General features: G+C 76.2%; 3 protein-coding genes. All 3 read left to right on the top strand.

Annotated elements, in window-relative coordinates; all coding sequences use genetic code 11:
* Window positions 1-8 precede the first annotated feature (8 nt).
* From AB0N04_RS31045 to AB0N04_RS31035, 3 genes are read left to right on the top strand one after another with little or no spacing between them, the layout of a single operon-like run.
* Window positions 9-6,344, top strand: a complete 6,336-nt coding sequence (locus AB0N04_RS31045) for an amino acid adenylation domain-containing protein (RefSeq protein ID WP_360214072.1) — start codon at window positions 9-11, stop codon at window positions 6,342-6,344.
* On the top strand, window positions 6,341-18,826 hold the full coding sequence (locus tag AB0N04_RS31040) for an amino acid adenylation domain-containing protein (RefSeq protein WP_360214074.1): 12,486 nt from the start codon (window positions 6,341-6,343) through the stop codon (window positions 18,824-18,826). Before AB0N04_RS31045 ends, AB0N04_RS31040 begins: the two co-directional genes overlap by 4 nt.
* Window positions 18,827-18,838: 12 nt before the next feature.
* Window positions 18,839-23,461 carry an amino acid adenylation domain-containing protein gene (locus tag AB0N04_RS31035; protein WP_360214076.1) on the top strand — a complete coding sequence of 1,541 codons (4,623 nt, stop codon included), beginning with the start codon at window positions 18,839-18,841 and terminating at the stop codon, window positions 23,459-23,461.
* Window positions 23,462-23,519 lie beyond the last annotated feature (58 nt).

Here is a 23,519-nt window from a genome sequence, read left to right as displayed (position 1 = left end):
GAGCGAACGTGACGATCACCAACGACAGTGCCCTGTCGCCGGCGCAGCAGCGCCTGTGGTTCCTGAACCGCTTCCAGGAGGGCGCCGCCGGCCACACCCACGCGGTGGCGCTGCGCCTGACCGGCGCGCTGCTCCCGGACCGCCTGCGCGCCGCGCTGGACGCCCTGGTGCGCCGGCACCCGCTGCTGGGCACCGTGCACCGCGAGGAGGAGGGCCGCTGCCGCCCCGGTGCGGCCCCCGACGGCGCGCCGTTCGCCGGGCTGCGCGCCGAACCCGTCGACCCCGACCGGGTGGACGAGGCGCTGGCCCGGGCCGCCGCGGAAGGCCTGGACCTCACCCGGGAGGCCCCGCTGCGGGCCCGGCTGCTGGCCGCCGGCCCGCAGGACCACGTGCTGCTGCTGACCGTGCACGAGATCGCCGCCGACGAGCGCTCGCTCGGCCTGATCCTCGACGACCTGGCCCGCGCGTACACCGCCGACCAGGACGCGGCCCCCGCACCCCAGTACGCCGCGGTGGCCGCCGCCGACCGCGCCCGCTACGGCGCCCCCGACCGGCCCACCGACCAGGCCGCCGCCGAACTCGCCCACTGGCGCGCCGTGCTGGACGGCGCCCCGTCGCAGCTGGAGCTGCCCGTCGACCGGCCGCGCCCGGCCGTCACCCGCTACGCCGCCGACGAGTACCGCACCGCGCTGGACGCCCCGCTGACCGCCGCCCTCACCGGCCTGGCCGCCGACGCCGGCGCCGGTGTCGAGGCCGTGCTGCACGCCGCCGTGACCGTCCTGCTCGGCCGCTTCGGCGCCGGCCCGGACGTCCCCCTGGTCGGCAGCCTGCCCGGCCGGGACGACGCCGAACGCGCCGGAACGGTCGGCCCGTTGGCCAACCCGGTGGTGCTGCGCGCGGCCGCCCGGCCCGGCGCCGGCTTCCGCGAGCTGGTCCGCGCCTGCGCGGCCGCCGCCGACACCGCCCGCCGCAACGGCGGCGTCCCCTTCGAGACCGTGGTCGGCGCGCTGCGCCCGGAGCGGGCGCTCAACCGCCACCCACTGGCCCAGGTGGCCCTCGACCTCACCGAGGACCTGCCCGCCCGCCTGCCGTTCGGCCCGCTCGACGCCCGCGTCGAGCGACTGCCCCGCCGGCACTCCCCGTTCGACCTGCGGCTGGCCTTCCGCACCGCGCCGGACGGCGGGGGGCTGCGGCTGCACGTCACCTTCAGCACCGAGCTGTTCGACCCGGCCACCGCCCGGCGGCTCACCGACGCGCTGGTCCGCCTGCTGGCCGCCGTCGCCGCGCAGCCGGACCGGGACCCGGCCGACCACGACCTGCTGGACCCGGCCGAGCGGCAGGCCCTGCTGCACGAGTGGAACGCCACCGCGCGGCCGGTGCCCGACGCCGACGTCTCCGCGCTGTTCCGGGCCCGGGCCGCCGCCCAGCCCGACCGGACCGCCCTGATCGCCGGCAGCACCGTGCTCAGCTACGCCGAACTCGACGACCGCGCCGAGCGGTTGGCCGGCGAGCTGCGCCGCCACGGCGCCGCCCCGGGCCGGCTGGTCGCCCTCGCCCTGCCGCGCTGCGCCGACCTCGTCGTCGCCCTGCTCGCCGTCGCCCGCACCGGCGCCGCCTACGTGCCGCTCGACCCGGACTACCCGGCCGACCGGATCGGCTACATCCTCGACCACGCCGGGCCCTCCGCCCTGGTCACCGACACCGCGACGGCCGCCCGGCTGCCCGCCACCGCCGCGCACCCGGTGCTGCTGGACGACGCGCAGGTGCGCGCCCGGCTCGCCGCCGGGCCCGCCCCGGCACCGGGCCCCGCCGCCACCGCGGCCGACCCGGCGTACGTCATCTACACCTCCGGATCCACCGGCCGCCCCAAGGGCGTGGTCATCAGCCGCCGCGCGCTCACCAACTTCCTGGTCTCGATGGCCGACCTCTTCCCGCTGGCCGCCGAGGACGTCTGGACCTCCGTCACCACCATCGCCTTCGACATCGCGGCCCTGGAGATCTACCTGCCGCTGGTCGGCGGCGCCACCGTCGTCCTCGCCGACCGCGCGACCGTCACCGACCCGGCCGCGCTGGGCGCCCTGGTCACCCGCACCGGCACCACCGTCCTGCAGGCCACCCCCAGCCTCTGGCAGGCGCTCTGCGACGAGGTGCCGCAGGCGCTGACGGGCCTGCGGATGCTCGTCGGCGGGGAGGCCCTGCCGGCCGCCCTCGCCGAGCGGATGCGCCGCACCGGCCGCGAGGTCACCAACCTGTACGGGCCCACCGAGACCACCATCTGGTCCACCGCCGCCCGCCTCGACGACCGCCCCGGCGCGCCGACCATCGGGCGCCCGATCGGCAACACCCGGGTGCGCGTCCTGGACGAGGGGCTGCGCCTGGTGCCCGTCGGCGTCGCGGGCGAGCTGTACATCGCCGGCGACGGCGTGGGCACCGGCTACCTGCACCGCGAGGACCTCACCCGGGACCGCTTCCTGCCCGACCCGTACGGCGCCGACGGCGAACGGATGTACCGCACCGGCGACATCGTCCGCTGGGCCGCCGACGGCAACCTCGAGTACGTCGGCCGCGCCGACTTCCAGCTGAAGGTGCGCGGCTTCCGGATCGAGCCCGGCGAGATCGACGCCGTCCTGGAACGGCACCCCGCGGTGGCCCGGGCCGTCACGGTGGCCCGCGACTACGGCACCGCCGACACCCGGCTGGTCTCCTACGTGGTGCCGGCCGGCCCCGCCGGGGCCGACCCGGCCGAGCTGCGCGCGCACGCCGCCGCGACCCTGCCCGGCTACATGGTCCCGGCCGTGGTCGTGCCGATCGCCGGCATCCCGCTGACCCCCAACGGCAAGACCGACCGGTCCGCCCTCCCGGACCCGGGCACCGCCGCGGCCGGCGCCGGGCACGGGCCGCGCAGCGCCCGGGAGGAGCAGCTGTGCGACCTCTTCAGCGAGGTGCTCGGGGTCGGCTCCGTCGGCGTCGACGACAGCTTCTTCGACCTCGGCGGGCACTCCCTGCTCGCCACCCGGCTGATCGGCCGGATCCGCTCGGTGCTGGACGTCGAGGTGCCGATCCGCACCCTGTTCGAGTCGCCCACCGTCGCCGGGCTGGCCGGCCGGCTGGGCGGCGTGCCGGCCCGCCGGGCCGGGCTCGTCCCGGTCGGGCGCGAGCGGCCGCTGCCGCTGTCCTACGGGCAGCAGCGGCTCTGGTTCCTGTACGACTACGAGTCCCAGGGCACCGAGTACAACTCGCCGCTGGGCCTGCGGCTCACCGGGCCGCTCGACGTCGCCGCCCTCGGCCGCGCCGTCGACGCCCTGGTCGAGCGGCACGAGATCCTGCGCACCACCTTCGCCACCGAGGACGGCCGGGGCGTCCAGGTCGTCCACGACCCCGCACCGCGGCCGCTGCGCCGCACCGACCTCGGGCAGGAGGGCGGCGCCGAGGGCCTGGACGCGCTGCTGCGCACCGGGCTGAGCCGCAGCTTCGACCTGCGCGGCGGCCCGCTGCTGCGCCCCTGGCTGATCCGGCTGGGCGACGAGGAGCACCTGCTGGTCCTCGACATGCACCACGTCGTCACCGACGGCTGGTCCAAGGAGGTGATGGCCCGCGAACTCGTCGCGCTGCTCGACCGGGAGACCACCGGCCGGCCCGCCGGGCTCGCCCCGCTGCCGCTGCAGTACGCCGACTACGCCGCGCACCAGCACGCCGAGCACGGCGAGCGGGAGGCCGCCGACCTGGCCTACTGGAAGGGCCGACTGGACGGCGTGGTGCCGCTGGAGCTGCCCACCGACCGCCCCCGGCCGGCCACCCGCAGCACCGTCGGCGCCGTCCACGCCTTCGAGCTCCCCGCCGCCCTGGTCGCCGACCTCACCCGGCTCTGCCGCCGCGAGGGCAGCACCCTGTTCACCGTGCTGACCGCCGGCGTCCAGCTGCTGCTGTCCCGCTACGCCCGCCAGCGCGACGTCGCGGTCGGCACCATCGTCTCCGGCCGCGAGCACAGCGAACTCGAGGACGTGCTCGGCTTCTTCGTCAACACCCTGGTGCTGCGCGCCCGCACCACGCCGGAGACGACCGTCGGCGCCTTCCTGGCCGAGGTACGGCAGACCGTCCTGGACGCCTTCACCCACCAGCACCTGCCGTACGACCGGCTGATCGACGAGCTCAAGCCCGACCGCGACCCGAGCCGCACCCCGCTGATCCAGGCGGCGCTGATGCTCAAGCGCGCCCAGGACGCCCTGCCCGGCCCCGACGGCCTGCGGGTCGAGGAGGCGGCGCTGCCGCGGATGCACGCGCTGTTCGACATCGGCTTCGAGTTCGAGGAGCGCGACGGCCGGATCGGCGGCCTGGTCGAGTACAGCACGGCGCTGTTCGACCCGGAGACCGTCGAGCGGATCGCCGGCCACCTCACCGCCCTGCTCGCGGGCATGGCGGCCGACCCGGACCGGCTCGTCGACGACGTGCCGATCATGGGGGAGGAGGAGCGCCGGCTCGTCACCACCGGCTGGAACGCCACCGCCACCGACGCCCGCTTCCGCACCGCCACCGTCCACCGGCTGGTGGCCGAGCAGGCCCGGCGCACCCCGGACGCCCCCGCCGTCACCACCGAGGACCGCAGCCTGACCTTCGCCGAACTCGACGCGCTCACCGACGCGCTGGCGCACCGGCTGGTCGATCGCGGCGTCGCACCCGGCACCGTGGTCGGCGTCCGGACGCTGCGCGGCGCCGAGATGACGATCGCCCAGCTCGCGGTGCTCAAGGCCGGCGGAGCCTACCTGCCGCTCGACCCGGAACTCCCCGACGACCGCACGCTCTTCGTGCTCGGCGACGCCGGTGTGCCGGTGCTGCTCACCCAGCGCGGCCTGGCCGGGCCCGGGGCGCCGGAGGGAGTCGAGACGCTCTACGTCGAGGACACCGCGGCGGGCACCCCGGCCGGTGGCCCCGACGGGCCGCCCGAGGTGGCCGTCGGCCCGTCCGACCTCGCCTACGTGATCTACACCTCGGGCTCCACCGGCCAGGCCAAGGGCGTGCTGATCGAGCACCGCGGCGTGGTCAACCTCTGCGACTGGTACCGGGAGTTCTTCGACGCCCGGCCGGGCGACCGGGCCACCCAGATGGTGCCGCCCGGCTTCGACCCCACCGTCCTGGAGCAGTGGGGCGCGCTCGCCTGCGGCGTCGAGATCCGCTACCTGCCCGACCGGGTGCTGGAGGACCCGCACCTGACGGCGGACTGGATCGTCGACCAGGGCATCACCCTGATCCTCGTCCCGGCGCCGCGGCTGGAGGCCCTGCTGGACCAGCCCGCGCTGTACCGGGGCCGGGTGCGGCACGTCATCACCGGCGCCGACGTGGTGCGCCGGCGGCTGCCGCGCGGCACCGCGTTCTCGCTGGCCAACCTCTACGGCCCGACCGAGACCACGGTGCTGACCACCGGCACCGTCCTGGAGTGCGAGGAGGACGCCCCGGCCGGGCGGCTGCCCTCGATCGGCCGGCCGATCGCCAACACCACCGGCTACGTGCTCGACGAGCGCCGCGCGCCGGTGCCGGTCGGCGTCCCCGGCGAGCTGTACGTCGGCGGTGCCGGGGTGGCCCGCGGCTACCTGGGCCGCCCCGAGCTGACCGAGGAACGGTTCGTCCCGGACCACCTCGGCGCCGGGCCCGGCGCCCGGCTCTACCGCACCGGCGACCTCGTCCGCTGGCTGCCCGACGGCACCCTGGAGTTCCTCGGCCGGATCGACAACCAGGTCAAGGTGCGCGGCTACCGGATCGAGCTCGGCGAGATCGAGACCGCGCTGCTCGACGACGAGAGCGTCGAGCAGACCGCCGTCGTCGCCCGCACCGGGCCGTCCGGGCAGACCGCACTGACCGGCTACGTGGTGCCCGCGGGCGGCACCGCCGACCCGGAGCGGATCAGGGCCCGGCTCGCCGAGCGGCTGCCCGGCTACATGGTGCCGCCGGTGGTCGTGGTGCTGGACGCGTTCCCGATGACCACCAGCGGGAAGATCGACCGCCGGGCCCTGCCGGAGCCGCAGGAACGCCGCCCGGCCGGCGAGCCGACCGCCCCGCGGGACGAGACCGAGGCGGCCCTGGCCGGGATCTGGGCCGACGTCCTGGGCGTGGCCGCGGTGGGAGCCGAGGACGACATCTTCGACCACGGCGCCAACTCCGTGCTCACCCTGCAGGTGACCGCCCGGATCCGCGAGGTGTTCGGCGTCGGCGTCTCGGCGCGGCACGTGTTCGCCGCCCGCACCGTGGCCGCCCTGGCGGACCGCGTCCGCAAGCAAGTACTCGAAGACGTGCGCCGGACACCGGCGGACCGGACCACGAAGCGCGGCGTCGCGCGGGGGAGCAAGCGATGACAGACCAGCGACACGGCGACGACACCACGGCCGCCGAGCCGGACGCCGACGAGATCCTGCGCCGCCGGCTGGCCACCGCGGCCGGCGGCGACCGGGACGCCGTCCGCCCCGGCGGGGACGGGCCGGCCCCGCTCTCCTTCGGCCAGGAACGGCTCTGGTTCCTGCAGGAGTTCGAGACCGACGCGGTGGAGTACACCACCTCCTTCGGCCTGCGGCTGCGCGGCGGCCTGGACCTGGGCGCGCTGCGCACCGCCCTGACCGCCCTGGTCGAGCGGCACGAGCCGCTGCGCACCGTCTTCACCACCGAGGACGGCGTCGCCCGCCAGGAGGTGCGCCCCGCCTACACCCCGGACACCGAGCCGGTGGACCTCGCCGGGCTCGGCGCCGAGGAGCGCGAGGCCGAGTTCGCCGCGCTGCTGCAACGCGAACTCGCCACGCCCTTCGACCTGTCCCGCGGCCCGCTGCTGCGCTCCACCGTGGTGCGGCACGCCCCGGACGACCACGCGCTCTTCCTCAACCTGCACCACATCGCCGCCGACGGCTGGTCCAAGGGCCTGCTGACCACCGAGCTGGGCGAGCTCTACCGGGCCGCCGTCGAGGGCCGCCCGCACACCCTCGCCCCGCTGCCGGTCAGCTACCGCGACTACTCCCGCTGGCAGCGCGAACGCTGCACCGAGGAGCTCCTCGCCGGCCAGCTGGACCACTGGCGCGAGGAACTGGCCGACCTCCAGCCGCTGGAGCTGCCCACCGACCGGCCCCGGCCCGCGGTGCGCACCACCGTCGGCGCCCTGCACGCCTTCCGGGTGGACGCGGCGGTGGCCCGCGGCCTGGAGGAGCTCGGCGCCGAACGCGGCACCACCCTGTTCGCCGTGCTCGCCGCGGCCACCCAGGTCCTGCTGGCCCGGCACACCGGGCAGCGCACGGTGGGCCTCGGCACCGTCTCGGTCGGCCGCGACCGCTCCGAACTGGAGCCACTGGTCGGCTTCTTCGTGAACACCCTGGTCCTGCAGGGCCGGATCGACCTGGACGAGCCCTTCGGCGAGCTGCTGGAGCGCACCACCGACCAGCTGTGGGACGCCCTGAGCAACCAGGACGTGCCCTTCCACCGCCTGGTGGACGAGATCCAGCCCGAGCGCGACCCGAGCCGCACCCCGCTGGTGCAGGCCGCCCTGGTGCTGCAGAACGCGCCCGGCGGGCTGCCCGACTTCGGCGGCCCGGAGGTCTCCGAGTTCCGCGCGCCCTCGGTCTCCTCCATCTTCGACCTGACGCTGGAGTTCACCCCGGACGCCGACGGCGGGCTGGGCGGGACGGTGGAGTACAACACCGACCTGTTCGACGCCGCCACCGTCGACGCGCTCTGCACCCGTCTGCTGCTCCTGCTGGCCGGCGTGGCCGCCGACGCCGACCGGCCGGTCGGCGACCTGCCGCTGCTCACCGCCGCCGAACTCGCCCTCGTCACCGGCGAGTGGGCCGAGAACCGGGTGCCCTACCCGGCCGACCGGACGGTCCACTCCCTGGTCGCCGAGCAGGCCGCGGCCACCCCCGACGCGATCGCCGCCTCCGACCCGGACGGCGAACTGACGTACCGTCAACTCGACGACCGGTCGGACCGGCTGGCCCGGCTGCTGGTCGAGCGGGGCGCCGGCGCCGGGCAGCACGTCGCGGTCTGCCTGCCCCGCGGGACGGGGCTGGTCGTCGCCCTGCTGGCGGTGCTCAAGGCCGGCTGCACCTACGTGCCGCTGGACCCGGACTACCCGGCCGACCGGCTGGAGTTCATGCTGGCGGACACCGCGGCCGCGCTCTGCGTCACCGACCGCGAGCTGCTCGCCCGACTGCCCGACCTGGCCGTGCCCGCCCTGCTCCCCGCCGAGCACGCCGCCGAACTGGCCGCGCTGCCGGCCGGCCCGCCGCGGACCGAGGCCGGCCCGGAGACCGCCGCCTACGTCATCTACACCTCCGGCTCCACCGGCCGGCCCAAGGGCGTCGTGGTCGAGCACCGCGCCGTCGTCCGGCTGGTCCACGGCGCCGACTACGCCCCGCTGCGGGCCGACGACGTGGTCGCCCAGGTCGCCGACGCCACCTTCGACGCCGCCACCTTCGAGTTCTGGGCGCCGCTCGTGGTCGGCGCGCGGATCGCCGTCATCACCAAGGACGTCCTGCTCGACCCGCCGGCCTTCGCCGCCGCGCTGGCCTCCACCGGCACCACCGCGATGTTCCTCACCGCCGGCGTCTTCAACCAGGTCGTCAGCCTGGAGCCGACCGCCTTCGGCGGCATGCGCCACCTGCTGGTCGGCGGCGAGGCGCTCAACCCGCGCCGGATCGCCGAGCTGCTGGCGGGCGGCCGCCCGCCGCAGCGGCTGGTCAACGCCTACGGGCCGACCGAGACCACCACCTTCGCCGTCACCCACCTGATCCGCGAGACCGACGGCGTGCGGGCCATCCCGATCGGGCGCCCGATCTCCAACACCGCGGTCTACGTCCTCGACGAGCGCCGCCGGCCCGTCCCGCCGGGCACCCCCGGCGAGCTCTGGATCGCCGGCCCGGGCGTGGCCCGCGGCTACCTGGGCCGCCCCGAGCTGACGGAGGAGCGCTTCCTCCCGTCGCCGTTCGCCACCGGGCCCGGCGAGCGGATGTACCGCACCGGGGACGTGGTGCGCTGGGCCGACGGCCTGGTCGAGTACCTCGGCCGCGCCGACACGCAGGTCAAGGTGCGCGGCTACCGGATCGAGCCCGGCGAGGTCGAGGCCGTGCTGGAGCAGCACCCGGGGGTGGCCGCGGCCCTGGTCGTCGCCCTCGCCGACGGCGACCACAAGCGGCTGGTCGGCTACCTGCGGGCGGAGCCCGGCGCCGCGCCGGCACCGCTCGACCTGCGCGCCTTCGCCGAGGAGCGGCTGCCGTCCTACAGCGTGCCGACGGCCTTCGTCACCCTGGACGCCTTCCCGCTCACCGCCAACGGCAAGGTCGACGTCCGGGCCCTGCCCGCGCCGGAGACCACCCTGGAACGGGAGGACTACCGGGCCCCCGAGGACCCGGCCGAGCAGGCGCTCGCCGAGGTCTGGTCGGAGGTCCTCGGCATCGACCGGGTCGGCGCCGACGACAACTTCTTCGAACTCGGCGGCGACTCCATCCTCAGCATCCAGGTGGTCGCCAGGGCCCGCCGGGCCGGCCTCGTCATCACCTCGAAGGACATCTTCTCCCGGCAGTCGCTCGCCGACCTGGCCCGCGCCGCCCGGCCCGTCGAGCAGGCCCCGGCGGCCGGGCCCGAGGCCGAGGACCACGAGCCGGCCCCGCTCGGCCCCGTCCAGGAGTGGTTCTTCGAACACCACACCCGGGGCGCGCACCACTTCAACCAGTCCGTGCTGATCACCCTGGACGGCGCGGTCGACGAGGCGGCGCTGGCCCGCGCGGTGGCCGGCCTGGTCGGCCGGCACGACGCCCTGCGCACCCGCTTCGCCACCGGCCCCGACGGCCGGCGCGTGCAGTTCGTCCCCGCGCTCGAACCCGGCAGCACGCCCTCCGAGGCCCGGATCGAGCGGATCACCCTCGACCAGGCCGCCCCCGAGGAGCGGGACGCCGCCATGCGCGCCCTCGCCGAGGCCGCCCAGGCCTCGCTGGACCCGGTCGAGGGCCCGCTGCTGCGCACCCTGCTCTTCGACCACGGCGCCGGCCGGCCGCCCCGCCTGCTGATCACCGTGCACCACCTCGCGGTGGACGGCGTCTCCTGGCGCATCCTGCTGGACGACCTGGAGGGCGCCTACCGCCAGGCCGTCCGGGGCGGGGCCGTCGACCTCGGCCCGGCCGGCACCTCCTACCGCGGCTGGGCCCGCCGGCTCGCCGCCCTCACCCGGGACGGCGGCCTGGACGCCGAGCTGGACCACTGGGCCCGCCCGGTGCCGGCCGGCTCCGCCGAGCTGCCCACCGACCGGGAGGGCCGCAACACCGTCGGCGAGACCCGTGCCGTCTCCGCCGGCCTGGACGCCGAGCGCACCCGGCAGCTGCTCCAGGACGTGCCGGCCGTCTACCGCACCCAGGTCAACGACGTCCTGCTGACCGCGCTCGGCCGCGCGCTGGCCCGTTTCACCGGCCGGTCCCGCACCCTGATCACCCTGGAGGGCCACGGCCGCGAGGAGATCCTCGACGGCGTCGACGTCTCCCGCACGGTCGGCTGGTTCACCTCGATCTTCCCGGTGCTGCTGGAGTCCCCGGCCGACCGCCCGCTCGGCCGGCTGATCCGCGACACCAAGGAGCTGCTGCGCGCCGTGCCCGCCCGCGGCGCCGGCTACGGCCCGCTGCGCCACCTGCGCGGCGACGAGCCGCGGGCCCGCGCGCTGGCCGCGGCGCCGCAGCCGCAGGTGAGCTTCAACTACCTCGGCCAGTGGAGCGACGCGGCGGCCGGCAGCGAGCTGTTCCGCGCCGTCGAGCCGGACTACGGCCGCGACCACCACCCGGACGAGGAACGGCCGCACCTGCTGGACGTCGTCGGCGAGGTCCGCAACGGCGTGCTGACCTTCGACGTCCACTACGCCCCGCAGCGCCACGACCGGGCCACCGTCCAGCGCTTCGCCGACGACTTCGCGGCGGCCCTGGCCGAACTCGTCGAACACTGCCTCACCCCCGGCGCGGGCGGCGCCACGCCCGGCGACTTCCCGCTGCTCAGCCTCGACCAGGCCACCGTCGACCGGCTGGTGCCGGCCGGCTCCTCGGTCGAGGACGTCCACCCGCTCACCCCGATGCAGAGCGGCATGCTCTTCCACACCCTCAACCAGGACGGCGTCGGCGCCTACTCCGACCACGTCGCCTTCCGGCTGGAGGGCGTGCGCGACGTCGACGCGCTGGCCGCCGCCTGGCAGCACGTCGTCGACCGCACGCCCGCGCTGCGCACCCGGCTGGTCTGGGACGGCGTCCCCGAGCCCGTCCAGGTGGTCGAGCGCACCGCCGAACTGACGGTCCGCCGCCTCGACTGGACCGGCCTGCCCGCCGCCGAGCTGGAGCGCCGGGTCAGGGCCCTGATCGACGAGGAGCGCGCCACCGGGATCGAGCTGTCCCGGGCGCCGCTGATGCGCCTGGCGCTGGCCCGCGAGGACGAGCGGACGGTGCGCGTCGTGTGGACCTTCCACCACGCCGTGCTGGACGGCTGGAGCACCTCGCACCTGTTCGCCGACCTCTTCGCCGCCTACCGGGCGCTCACCGACGGCCGGGGCGCGGCCCCGGCGCTGCCCGAGCGCCGGCCCTTCCGCGACTACGTCGCCTGGCTGGCCCGGCAGGACAAGGACGCGGCCGCCGCGCACTGGAGCGCCCTGCTGGGCGACCTGGACGCGCCGACCCCGCTGCCGTTCGGCCGCACGGTGCCGCAGGGCCACGAGTCGCAGTCCGCCGGTCAGGTCCGGGTCGGCCTGTCGGGCGCCGAGACGGACGCGCTGGTCGCGATGGTCCGGCGCCACCGGCTCACCCTCAACACCGCCGTCCAGGGCGCCTGGGCGATCCTGCTGGCCCGCCACTCGGGGCAGCGCGACGTCTGCTTCGGCACCACCGTGGCCGGCCGCCCGACCGACCTGCCCGGCGCCGACACCATGGTCGGCAACCTGCTGAACACCCTGCCGCTGCGCACCGCCGTCGACCCGGACGCGCCGCTGGTGGAGTGGCTCGCGGCGCTGCAGGCCGACCAGGCGGAGTCCCGCCGCTTCGAGTACTCCTCGATCGCCGAGATCCAGCGCAGCAGCGGCGTCCCGCGCGGCAGTGCGCTCTTCCAGACCCTGGTGGTGTTCGAGAACTACCCGGGCAACGGCGCCGCCGCCGAGCGCCACGGACTGCGGCTCAGCGACGTCCGCGCCGTCGACACCACCAGCTTCACGCTGGACCTCACCGCCTACGACGACGACGGCTCGCTGACCCTGCTGCTCTCCTACGACCCGGCGCTCTACGACCGGGCCCGGGCCGAGGCGCTGGCCGACCAGCTGGCCGTCCTGCTCGGCAGCATGCCGAGCGCCCCCGAGCAGCGGGTCGGCGACGTCCCGATGCTGTCGCTGCGCGCCCGCGACCGGGTGCTGTACGAGTGGAACGACACCGGCACCCCGGGCAGCGACGCCTGCCTGCACGAGCTGTTCGCCGAGCAGGTCCGGCTGACCCCGGACGCCGAGGCGGTGGTCTTCGAGGACACCTCGCTGACCTACGCCCAGCTCGACGCCCGCGCCAACCGGCTGGCCCAGCACCTCGTCGGCCAGGGCATCGGCCCGGAGACCGTGGTCGCGATCTGCCTGGACCGCGGCCCGGACACCGTCGTCGCCGCCCTCGGCGTGCTCAAGGCGGGCGCCGCCTACCTGCCGCTGGACCCCTCCCACCCGGCCGAGCGGCTGCGCCTGGTGCTGGACGACAGCGCCGCCGCCATGCTCGTCACCCAGCAGGACCTCGCCGAGCGGCTCCCGCTCTGCGACGCGACGGTGCTCTGCCTGGACGCCGACCGCGCCGAGATCGACAGCTGGCCCGCCGAGGCGCCCAGCACCGAGGTCACCCCGGACAACCTGGCCTACGTCATCTACACCTCCGGCTCCACCGGCCGGCCCAAGGGCGTCACGGTCGAGCACCGCAGCGTCGCCCGGGCCGCCGCGGCCTGGCGCGAGGCGTACCGGCTCGACCAGGCGCCGGCCCGCCAGCTCAACCTCGCCAGCATGGCCTTCGACGTCTTCGTCTCCGACCTCACCCACGCGCTGACCACCGGCGGCGCCCTGGTGCTCTGCCCGAAGGAGGCCACCACCGACCCGGCCCGCCTGTTCGACCTGATCGAGCGCCACCGCGTCACCCACGTCGAGACCGTCCCGTCGCTGGCCAACGCGCTGGCCGACGAGGCCGCCCGCACCGGCCGGCCCTTCCCGCCGCTGCGCTACCTGGCCGTCGGCTCGGACAACTGGCGCACCGACGACTGCCGCCGGCTGCTGGCCGCCGTCGCCCCCGGCACCGTGGTGCTCAACTCCTACGGCGTCACCGAGGCCACCGTCGAGTCCTCGTACTTCACCGTCACCCCGCAGTCGCTGCCGGACGTGGCGAGCGTGCCGATCGGCCGGCCCGTCCCGGGCACCCGGATGTACGTCCTGGACGCGGACCTCGAACCGCTGCCGGTCGGCGTCGTCGGCGAGCTCTACCTCGGCGGCTTCGGCGTCACCCGCGGCTACCTCAACCGCCCCGACCTCACCGAGGAGCGCTTCAGCGCCGACCCGTTCACCCCGCACCCCGACGGCCGGCTCTACCGCACCGGCGACCAGGCGCGCTTCCTGCCCACCGGGGACGTCGAGTTCCTCGGCCGCGGCGACGACCAGGTCAAGATCCGCGGCTTCCGGGTGGAACTGGCCGAGATCGAGGCCGTGCTGCGCCGCCACCCCGACGTCCTGGACGCCGTCGCGGCGCTGCGCACCGAACCCGGCGCCGTGCTCACCGGCTACGTGGTGGCCGTGCCCGGCACCGACCCGCAGAGCGCCGACCTGCGCCGGTACCTGGAGGGCTCGCTGCCCCGGCACATGGTGCCGCAGGCCTTCGTCCGGCTCGACCGGCTGCCGCTGAACGCCAACGGCAAGGTCGACCGCCGGGCGCTGCCCGCGGCCGCCGCCGACGACCGCCCCGCCACCACCAGGACCGCCCCCCGCACCCCCGCCGAGCAGGCGCTCGCCGGGCTCTGGGCCGAGGTCTTCCGGGTGCCCGAGGTCGGCGTCGACGACAACTTCTTCGACCTCGGCGGCGACTCGATCCTGAGCATCCAGGTCGTCTCCCGGGCACGCCAGCTGGGCCTGCGCCTCAGCTCGCAGGACATCTTCAGCCACCAGACCATCGCCGGGATCGCCGCGGCGATCACCACCCACGAACCCGAGGAGCCGGCCGGCGTGAACACCGAACCCGTCACCGGAAGGGCGCCGCTGACCCCGATCCAGCGGGCCTTCTTCCAGCACCACACCGAGGCCCCGCAGCACAGCACCATGTCCGTGCTGGCCGAGCTGCGGGAGCTCCCCGACGAGGCGCACCTGCGCACCGCGCTGGACGCGCTGCTCACCCACCACGACGCGCTGCGCACCCGGTTCCGCACCGTCTACGGCCGCTGGCAGCAGGAGATCGCCGCCCCCGGCGACGCCTGGCCGCTGGAGCGGCTGGACCTCGCCCTGGAGGCCGACCCGGAGGGCGCGCTGCTGGCCGCCGCCACCGCCGCCCAGGCCGGCTTCGACCTGGCCGAGGGCCCGCTGGTGAAGGCCGTGCTCGCCGACCTCGGCGGCACCGCCGGCGCCCGGCTCTTCCTGACCGCCCACCACCTGGTCGTCGACGCGGTCTCCTGGCAGATCCTGCTGGGCGACCTGGAGACCGCCTACCGGCAGGCCGCCGCGGGGCGCCCGGTCGACCTCGGCCCGCGCGGCACCTCCTTCCCGGACTGGTCCCGGCGGCTGTCCGAGCACACCGCGGTCGGCGGCTTCGACGAGGAGCTCGACCACTGGTTCGCGGCCGGCCGCGCGGCCGCCGCGCCGCTGCCCGCCGACGCCGACGGCACCCCGACCGTGGCCACCGCGGCCGCCGTCCGGGCCGCCCTCGACGCCGGGACCACAGACGCGCTGCTGCGCGAGGTCCCGGCCGTCTACCGCACCCAGGTCAACGACGTGCTGCTGACCGCGCTCGCCCGGGTCCTCGCCGACTGGACCGGCGGCTCCGCCGTCCTGGTCGACCTGGAGGGCCACGGCCGCGAGGAGATCTTCGACGACGTCGACCTGAGCCGCACCACCGGCTGGTTCACCAGCTCCTTCCCGGTCGCCCTGGACACCGACGCCGGCGCCGACTGGGGCGCCCGCCTGCGGTCCGTCAAGGAGCAGCTGCGCAGCCTCCCGCAGCGCGGCATCGGCTACGGCGCGCTGCGCCACCTCAGCCCCGCCGGCGCGCCCGGGGAGCTGCTCGCCGAGGGGGCCCGCGCCCAGGTCGGCTTCAACTACCTCGGCCGGGTCGTCGACGGCCACGACGGCGCCCTGCTGCGGGACGTGCGGCTCGGCTACGGCGCCGAGCAGTCGCCCGCGGAGCTGCTGGAGTACCCGCTCGACATCGTCGCGTACGTGCGCGACGGCGAGCTGGGCTTCGAGCTGTTCCACTCCACCGCCACCCACACCACGGAGACCGTCCAGCGGGTCGCCGACCAGCTGGTGGCGGCCCTGCGCGGGATCGTCGCGCACTGCCGGGAGGCCGGTGCCACCGCCTCCGGCGCGACCCCCTCGGACTTCCCGCTCGCCCGGGTCGACCAGCCGCTGCTGGACGAGCTCGGCCGCGCCGGCCGGATCGCCGACCTCTACCCGGCCACGCCGATGCAGCACGGCCTGCTGTTCCACAGCCTCACCGAGGAGGGCGAGGGCGTCTACCTCGGCCAGCTGTCCTTCCTGCTGGAGGGCGGCGTGGACCCGGACGCCTTCGCCGAGGCCTGGCAGCGCCTCGCCGACCGCACCCCGATGCTGCGCACCGCCTTCGCCCGGGTGGACACCGACCAGCCGCTGCAGGTCGTCCGGGAGAAGGTCACCGTGCCCGTCGAGCGGCTGGACTGGCGGGACCTGCCCGCCGCCGAGCGCGAGGAGCGGCTCGCCCGCCACCTCGCCGAGGACCGCACCCGCGGCATCGACCTGGCCGCCGCGCCGCTGATGCGGCTGGCCCTGATCGACGAGCCGGACGGCGCCCTGCGGGTCGTCTGGACCTCGCACCACCTGCTGCTGGACGGCTGGAGCAGCGCCGAGCTGGTCTCCGAGGTGGTCGACGACTACCTGCGGCTGACCGGCCACGACCGGCCCGCCCCGGCCGCCCGCCGCCCGTTCCGCGACTACGTCGCCTGGCTCGGCGAGCAGGACCTCGGCGACGCCGAACGCTACTGGCGCGGGCTGCTGGACGGCTTCACCGCCCCGACCGCGCTGCCCGCCGACCGCACCGGCGAGGAGGCGGCCCGCCAGGGCAGCGAGGCGACCAGCGTCTTCCAGCTGGACCGGGCCACCACCGAGCGCCTCGCCGAGGTCGCCCGGCGCCACCGCCTCACCACCAACACGCTCGCCCAGGGCGCCTGGGCCCTGCTGCTCTCGCGCTACTCGGGCGAACGGGAGGTCTGCTTCGGCTCGGCCGTCTCCGGCCGCCCCGCGGACCTGCCCGACGTCGAGTCGATGATCGGCCTGTTCATCAACAACCTGCCGGTGCGGGTGGAGGTCAGGCCCGAGCAGCCCGTCCTCGACTGGCTGGGCGACCTCCAGCGCGGTCAGGTCCAGGCCCGCAGCCACGAGTACGTGTCGCTGGCGCAGATCCGCGGCTGGACCGGACTGCCCGCCGGCGTCGACCTGTTCGACAGCTACGTGGTCGTCGAGAACTACCCCTTCGACGGCGAGATGGGCTCCGACCAGGGCATCGGCATCCGTGACGTGCGCTCGCAGGAGCCCACCAGCTACGCGATGGTGCTGGCGGTCTTCGCGGGCGAGCGGCTCTCCTTCCGGCTCGCCTACGACCCGGGGCTCTTCGACGCGGACACCGCCGACCGGGTCACCGGAGACCTGCGGGCCCTGCTGGAGGACCTCGCGGCCGAGCCCGGGCGCACCCTGGCCGAGCTGCCCGCGCTCGCCCCCGCCCACCGGGAGCTGCTGGTCACCGGGTACAACGCCACCGAGACCGCGCTGACCGACGACGCCCTGGTGCCCGGGCGGTTCGCCCGCCGGGCCGCGCAGACCCCGCAGGCCGTCGCGCTGGTCCACGACGGCGAGCGGCTCACCTTCGCCGAGCTGGACGAGCGGGCCAACCGGCTCGCCCACCACCTCGCCGACCGGGGCGTCGGCCCCGAGGTGCCGGTCGCGGTCTGCCTGCGGCGCGGGACCGGCCTGATCACCGCGCTGCTCGCGGTGCTCAAGGCGGGCGGCGTGTACACCCCGCTGGACCCGGCCGCCCCGGCCGAGCGGCTGCGGCTGCTGGTCGAGGACGTCCGCCCCCGGGTGGTGATCGCCGACGAGGCGACCGGCGCCCTGCTGACGCTGCCCGCGGACGTCGACCTGCTCGCCCCGGACCGGGAGCGGGACGCGATCGCCGCCCGGCCGGCCACCGCGCCCGAGGTGGCGCTCGCCCCCGAGCACGCCGCCTACGTCATCCACACCTCCGGCTCCACCGGCCGGCCCAAGGGCGTGCTGATCGAGCACGGCAGCCTGGCGAACCTGTTCGACAGCCACCTGCGGACGGTCTTCGAGCCGCTGCGCGAGGCCTGCGGCGGCCGGCAGGTCCGGGTCGCCCACCTGGCGCCCGCCTCCTTCGACGCCTCGTGGAACCCGGTCCTGTGGATGGTCGCCGGGCACGAGCTGCACCTGGTCGACGACGAGGTCCGGCGCGACGCGCACGCCCTGGTCGCGTACCGCGCCGAGCAGCGGATCGACTTCCTGCAGACCACCCCGTCCTGGTTCCGCCAGCTGGACGACGCCGGACTGCTCGACGACGGCGCCCACCCGCTGCGCGGCGCCGCGCTCGGCGGCGAGGCGATCGGCCAGGCCCAGTGGGACCGGCTGCGGGCCCGCACCGGCCTGCTCGCCTACAACTTCTACGGGCCCACCGAGGCCACTGTGGACGCGCTGGTCTGCCGGATCACCGACAGCCCCCGACCGGTCCTCGGCCTGCCGGTCCAGAACGTCCGGGCCTACGTCCTCGACCCCGAGCGCAACCTCGCCCCGGTCGGCGCGCCCGGCGAGCTGTACCTGGCCGGCGACGGCCTGGCCCGCGGCTACCTGGGCCGGCCCGACCTGACCGAACGGGCCTTCCTGGCCGCCCCGTTCGACCCGAAGGAGCGCCTGTACCGCACCGGGGACCGGGTCCGCCGGCTCTCCGACGGCCGGCTGGAGTTCCTCGGCCGGCTCGATGACCAGGTCAAGCTGCGCGGCTACCGGATCGAGCCGGGCGAGATCACCGCGGCCCTGGACGAGCACCCGGGCGTCGCCGAGTCGGTGGTCCTGGTCCGCGGCGAGGCCGAGCACGCCCGCCTGGTCGCCTACCTGCGCCCCGCCGCGGGCGGCCTGCCCGGCGGCGCCGAACTGGCCGGCTACCTCGCGGAGCGGCTCCCCGCCCACCTGGTGCCGGCCGCCTACACCGAGGTGGCGGAGTTCCCGCTCACCCGGCACGGCAAGATCGACCGGGCCGCGCTGCCCGACCCGGAGGAGACGGCCGTCGAGGCCGCCGAGGAGTGGGTGGAGCCGCGCGACGGGACGGAACGGCTGATCGCCGGGATCTGGGCCGAGACCCTGCACGTCGAGCGGGTCGGCGCGCACGACAGCTTCTTCGCCCTCGGCGGGCAGTCCCTGACCAGTGTCCAGGCGATCACCAGGATCAAGCAGACCTTCGGTGTCCGGATCGCGTTCCGCAGCCTCCTCGAGAACCCCACCGTGGCCGCGGTCGCCCGGCTGGTCGAGGACGCGCTGCTGGAGGAACTCGAGCGAGAGGCCGCGCGCCAGTCGGCGCCCGCGGCGGAGTGAGGGACGACGACCATGAGTGAAGTCCGGACGACCACGTCCCGGGAGGACCGCATCGCGGCCCTGCCCGAACACCTCAGGGCCCTGCTGCGGGACCGGCTGGCGGGCGCCGAGGCGCCCGCCCCGGAGGCGGCCGCGCCCACCGCGCTGCGCACCGTCGAGCGCGGCCGCCCGCTGCCGATGTCCTTCGCCCAGCAGCGGATGTGGTTCCTCTACGAGTTCGACCCGCTGGCGGTCGGTTACAACTCCTCGTTCGCGCTGCGGCTGCGGGGCGAGCTCGACCACGCCGCGCTGCGCCGTGCGCTGGCCGCGGTCGTCGACCGGCACGAGGCGCTGCGCACCACCTACGACCAGGTGGACGGCGTCCCCGTGCAGGTCCCGCACCCGTCGGTGGACATCCCGCTGCCGGTCGTGGAGGCCGTCGGCGGGAGCGCCGAGGACCGCGAGGAGGAGCTGCTGCGGCTGGTCCGCGAGGAGGCGGTGCGGCCCTTCGACCTGCGCACCGGCCCGGTGCTGCGGACCCTGCTGGTGCGGCTCTCCGAGCGCGAGCACGTCCTCGTGCTGAGCATCCACCACATCGCCCACGACGGCTGGTCGCTGTCGATCGTCACCCGGGAGCTCGGCCAGTACTACGCGGCCGCGCTCCAGGGCCGCGAGCCGGACCTCCCGGCGCCCGGGCCGCAGTACGCGGACTACTCGGTGTGGCAGCGCGAGCGGCTCTCCGACGGGCGGCTCGACGAGCAGGTCGACTACTGGCGCGAGCAGCTCGCCGGCGTGCCGGTGCTGGAGCTGCCGACCGACCGGCAGCGCCCCGCGGTGCCCACCGGCGCCGGCGCCTTCCACGAGTTCACCGTCCCGGCCCGGACGCTCGCCGGGCTGCGCGAGCTCACCGAGGCCTCCGCGGCGACGCTCTTCATGACGCTCACCGCCGCCACCCAGCTGCTGCTGGCCCGGCTCTCCCGGCAGGAGGACGTCGCCGTCGGAACGCCGGTGGCCGGGCGCGACGAGCCCGAGCTGGCGGACCTGGTCGGGCTCTTCCTGAACACCCTGGTGCTCCGCGCCCGGCCCGAACCCGACCTGAGCTTCCGGGAGTTCCTGGGCCGGGTCCGGGACACCGTGCTGGCCGGCTTCGACCACGCCGAGGTCCCGTTCGAGCGGGTGGTGGACGCCGTCCAGCCCGAGCGCGACCCCAGCCGGATGCCGCTCGCCCAGGTGCTCGTCGTCCTGCAGAACGCCCCCGAGGCGCGGCTCGACCTGCCCGGGCTGACCATGGAGCAGCTCGCCCTGCCGCAGGCCAGCACCGGCTTCGACCTGGTGGTGGCCTTCGAGGAGCGGCCCGACGGCAGCCTCTGGTCGGCCCTGGAGTACAGCACCGACCTGTACGACGAGGCGACGGTGCGCCGGTTCGCCGGCCACCTCACCACCCTGCTCGGCTCGATCGCGGCCGACCCCGACCGGGCGATCGGCGCGCTCGACCTGCTGAGCCCGAAGGAGCACCACCGGCTCACCGTGGACTGGGCCCGCAACCCGGTGGCGTTCCCGGAGCAGGAGCCGGTGCACCTGCTGGTCGCCAGGCGGGCCGCCGAGCGGCCCGACGACCTCGCGGTGGTGCGCGGCGAGGAGCGCCTCAGCTACGCCGAACTCGACCGGATGGCAGGCCTGCTGGCCGGGGTGCTGCGCGAGCGCGGCACCCGCCCCGGCGACGTGGTCGGCATCTGCTGCGAGCGCGGGCCCGCGCAGGTGGCCGCCACCCTCGCGGTGCTCCGGGCCGGGGCGGCCTTCCTGCCGCTCAACCCGCGCTTCCCGGCCGCCCGCCGGGAGCTGATGCTGGGGGAGACCGGCGCCCGGTTCGTCCTCACCCAGCGCTCGCTGGCCGCCGCGCCGGGCGAGTCCGCCGCCGAACCGCTGGTCCTGGAGGACCTGCGGCCGCTGCTGGAGGCGCACACCGGGGAGGTGCCCGAGGGCCTGGCGGTGGAGCCGGACGCGCTCGCCTACGTCGTCTACACCTCCGGCTCCACCGGCACGCCCAAGGGCGTGCTGCTGGGCCACGGCGGCCTGACCAACATGATCAACGCCTCCCGGCTGATCGTCGGCACCGGCCCCGCCCACACCGTCTGCCAGCTCTCCTCGCCGAGCTTCGACGGCGCGGTCTGGGAGACCTTCCTCGCCCTGGTGTCCGGTGCGGCGCTCGCCGTCCCGGCGAACGAGTCCGAGGCGCTCGGCACCGAGCAGCTGCGCGCCATGGCGGCGGGCCGGCCCACCGTGCTCGGACTGCCGCCGGCGGCGCTCGCCGCCGTCGACCCGCAGGCGCTGCCGGCCGGCTCGGTGGTGCTCGCGGTCGGCGACCGCTGCCCCGTCGGCCTGGCCCGCAGGTGGTCGCGGGTGCACCGGTTCATCAACGGCTACGGCCCGACCGAGAACACCGTCGGCGCCACCATGTTCGAGGTCGGCGCCGAGGAGGGCGGCGACCGGCTGTCCATCGGGCGGCCGCTGCCCAACACCGAGGTGTACCTGCTGGACGGGCAGGGCAACCCGGTGCCGCCCACCGTCACCGGTGAGATCCACCTCGGCGGCCGCGGCGTCGCCCAGGGCTACCTGGGCCGCCCCGAGCTGACCCGCCGGAGGTTCGTCCCGCACCCCTTCGACGAGGACCCGAAGGCCCGGCTCTACCGCACCGGCGACCTCGCCGCCTGGCTGCCGGACGGGCGGATCGACTTCCGCGGCCGCGCCGACGACCAGGTCAAGATCCGCGGCTTCCGGGTCGAACCCGGCGAGATCGAGGCCGCCATGCAGCGCCACCCGGCCGTCGCCGAGGCCGCCGTGGTGGTCCGCGAGAGCGACCGCGGCAAGCAGCTCGTCGGCTACCTGGTCGCCGCGGACGGCCACGAGCCGGGCGGGGCCGTCCGCGAGCTCCGCGAGGCCCTCACCGAGGAGCTGCCCGCCTTCATGGTGCCGGCCGCGCTCGTCCCGCTGGACGCGCTGCCGCTCACCGTCAACGGCAAGGTCGACCGGGACGCCCTCCCGGACGCCCGGGAGGCGCTGGCCCGGGCCGTCACCCCGCCCGACGGCCCGGTGGAGACCGCGCTGGCCGAAGTGTTCCGTTCGGTGCTGGGCGTCCAGGAGGTCGGCGCGCAGGACGACTTCTTCCTGCTCGGCGGGGACTCCATCCTCTCCACCCAGGTGGTCGCCCGGGCCCGCGAGGCGGGCCTGCACTTCACCGCCCGGGACCTCTTCCAGCACAAGACCGTGGCCGCACTGGCCAGGGTGGCCGGCACGGGGGAGGACGAGCCGGAGGAGGCGGACCCGTACCGCACCGGCCCCGTCCCGCTGACCGCCGTCCAGCAGTGGTTCTTCGACCACCACACCGTCAACCCGGACCACTTCAACCAGTCCGTGCTGTTCGAGCTGGTCCCGGGCGCCGACCTCGCGGCGGTGCGCGCGGCCCTGGCCGGGCTGGTCGACCGGCACGACGTGCTGCGCGCCCGCTACACCCGCGACGACGCGGGGCGGTGGTCCCAGGAGGTCGCCGAGGTCGCCGAGGAGTCCGACGGCCACTGGGGGTTCGAACCGCTCGACCTCGCCGGCGCGGACGACGCCACGGTGCGGGAGCGGACCGCCGCGGCCTTCGGGCGGGCCCAGCGCGGCCTGCGGCTGGCCGACGGCCCGCTGCTGCGCGCCGTCCTCGCCGACCTCGGACCGGACCGCCCGGCCCGGCTCTTCCTCACCGCGCACCACCTGGTGGTGGACGGCGTCTCCTGGCGCATCCTGCTGGACGACCTGCGCGCCGGCTACGCCGAGCTGGCGGCCGGCCGGCCGCTGCGCCCCGCCCCGCGCTCCACCTCCTTCGGGCAGTGGTCGCGCCGGCTGCGCGAGCACGCCCTGGCCGGCGGCTTCGACGACGAGCTGGCGCACTGGCGGGCCCTGCCCGCGCCCGTCGGCGAGCCGGCCGCGGCCGGCCGCTTCGGTGACCGGCGCACCGTGCGGCGCACCCTGGGAGAGGAGGAGACCGAGGCGCTGCTGCGCCGGGTGCCCGGGGTGCTGCGCGCCCAGGTGCACGAGGTGCTGCTGACCGCACTGGCCCGGGCGCTCGCCGTCCGCGGGTACGCCGAGGAGGGCGGCACCGTGGTCGACCTGGAGGGCCACGGCCGCGAGGAGATCCTGGACGGGGTCGACCTGTCCCGCACCGTCGGCTGGTTCACCACCATCTACCCGGTGCTGCTGGACGCGCCCGCGGACCTCGCACCGGCCGCCGCGGTCCGGGTCGTCAAGCGCCGGCTGCGGGCCGTCCCGCGCCGCGGCCTCGGCCACGGCGTCCTCGGGCTGGTGGCCGCCGGCGGCCGCGAGGACCTGCGGGTCCCCGCGTCGCGGGCGCGGATCGGCTTCAACTACCTCGGCCAGTGGGACAACCAGCTGCCCGAGGGGGACCGCCTGGTGCTGCGCCACCTGGACCACGGCGGCGGCGACCACGAGCCGGACGAGACCCGCACCTACGAGCTGGACGTCGCGGCCGCCGTGGAGGGCGGCCGGATGGAGCTGTCCTGCGTGCACGCGGGCGGCCGGTTCGACGACGCCTCGGTGACCGCCCTGCTCGGGGCGATGCACGAGGCGCTCGCCGAGATCGTCCGGGCCTGCGGATGACCGGCCGCCGCGGCACCGGCCGCGCCGCCGCCCACCGCCGCACCCGTCGACCCGGGGA

This window comes from Kitasatospora sp. NPDC051702, from assembly GCF_040681575.1.
Taxonomy (GTDB): domain Bacteria; phylum Actinomycetota; class Actinomycetes; order Streptomycetales; family Streptomycetaceae; genus Kitasatospora.
The sequence above is the reverse complement of the archived record's forward strand: the minus strand, read 5'-3'. Positions and strand labels throughout refer to the sequence as shown.

What these genes read in the sequence shown, in the direction of transcription:
- AB0N04_RS31035 (WP_360214076.1), top strand. Translation starts at nt 18,839, where the DNA reads ATGAGTGAAGTCCGGACGACCACGTCCCGGGAGGACCGCATCGCGGCC.
- AB0N04_RS31040 (WP_360214074.1), top strand. Translation starts at nt 6,341, where the DNA reads ATGACAGACCAGCGACACGGCGACGACACCACGGCCGCCGAGCCGGAC.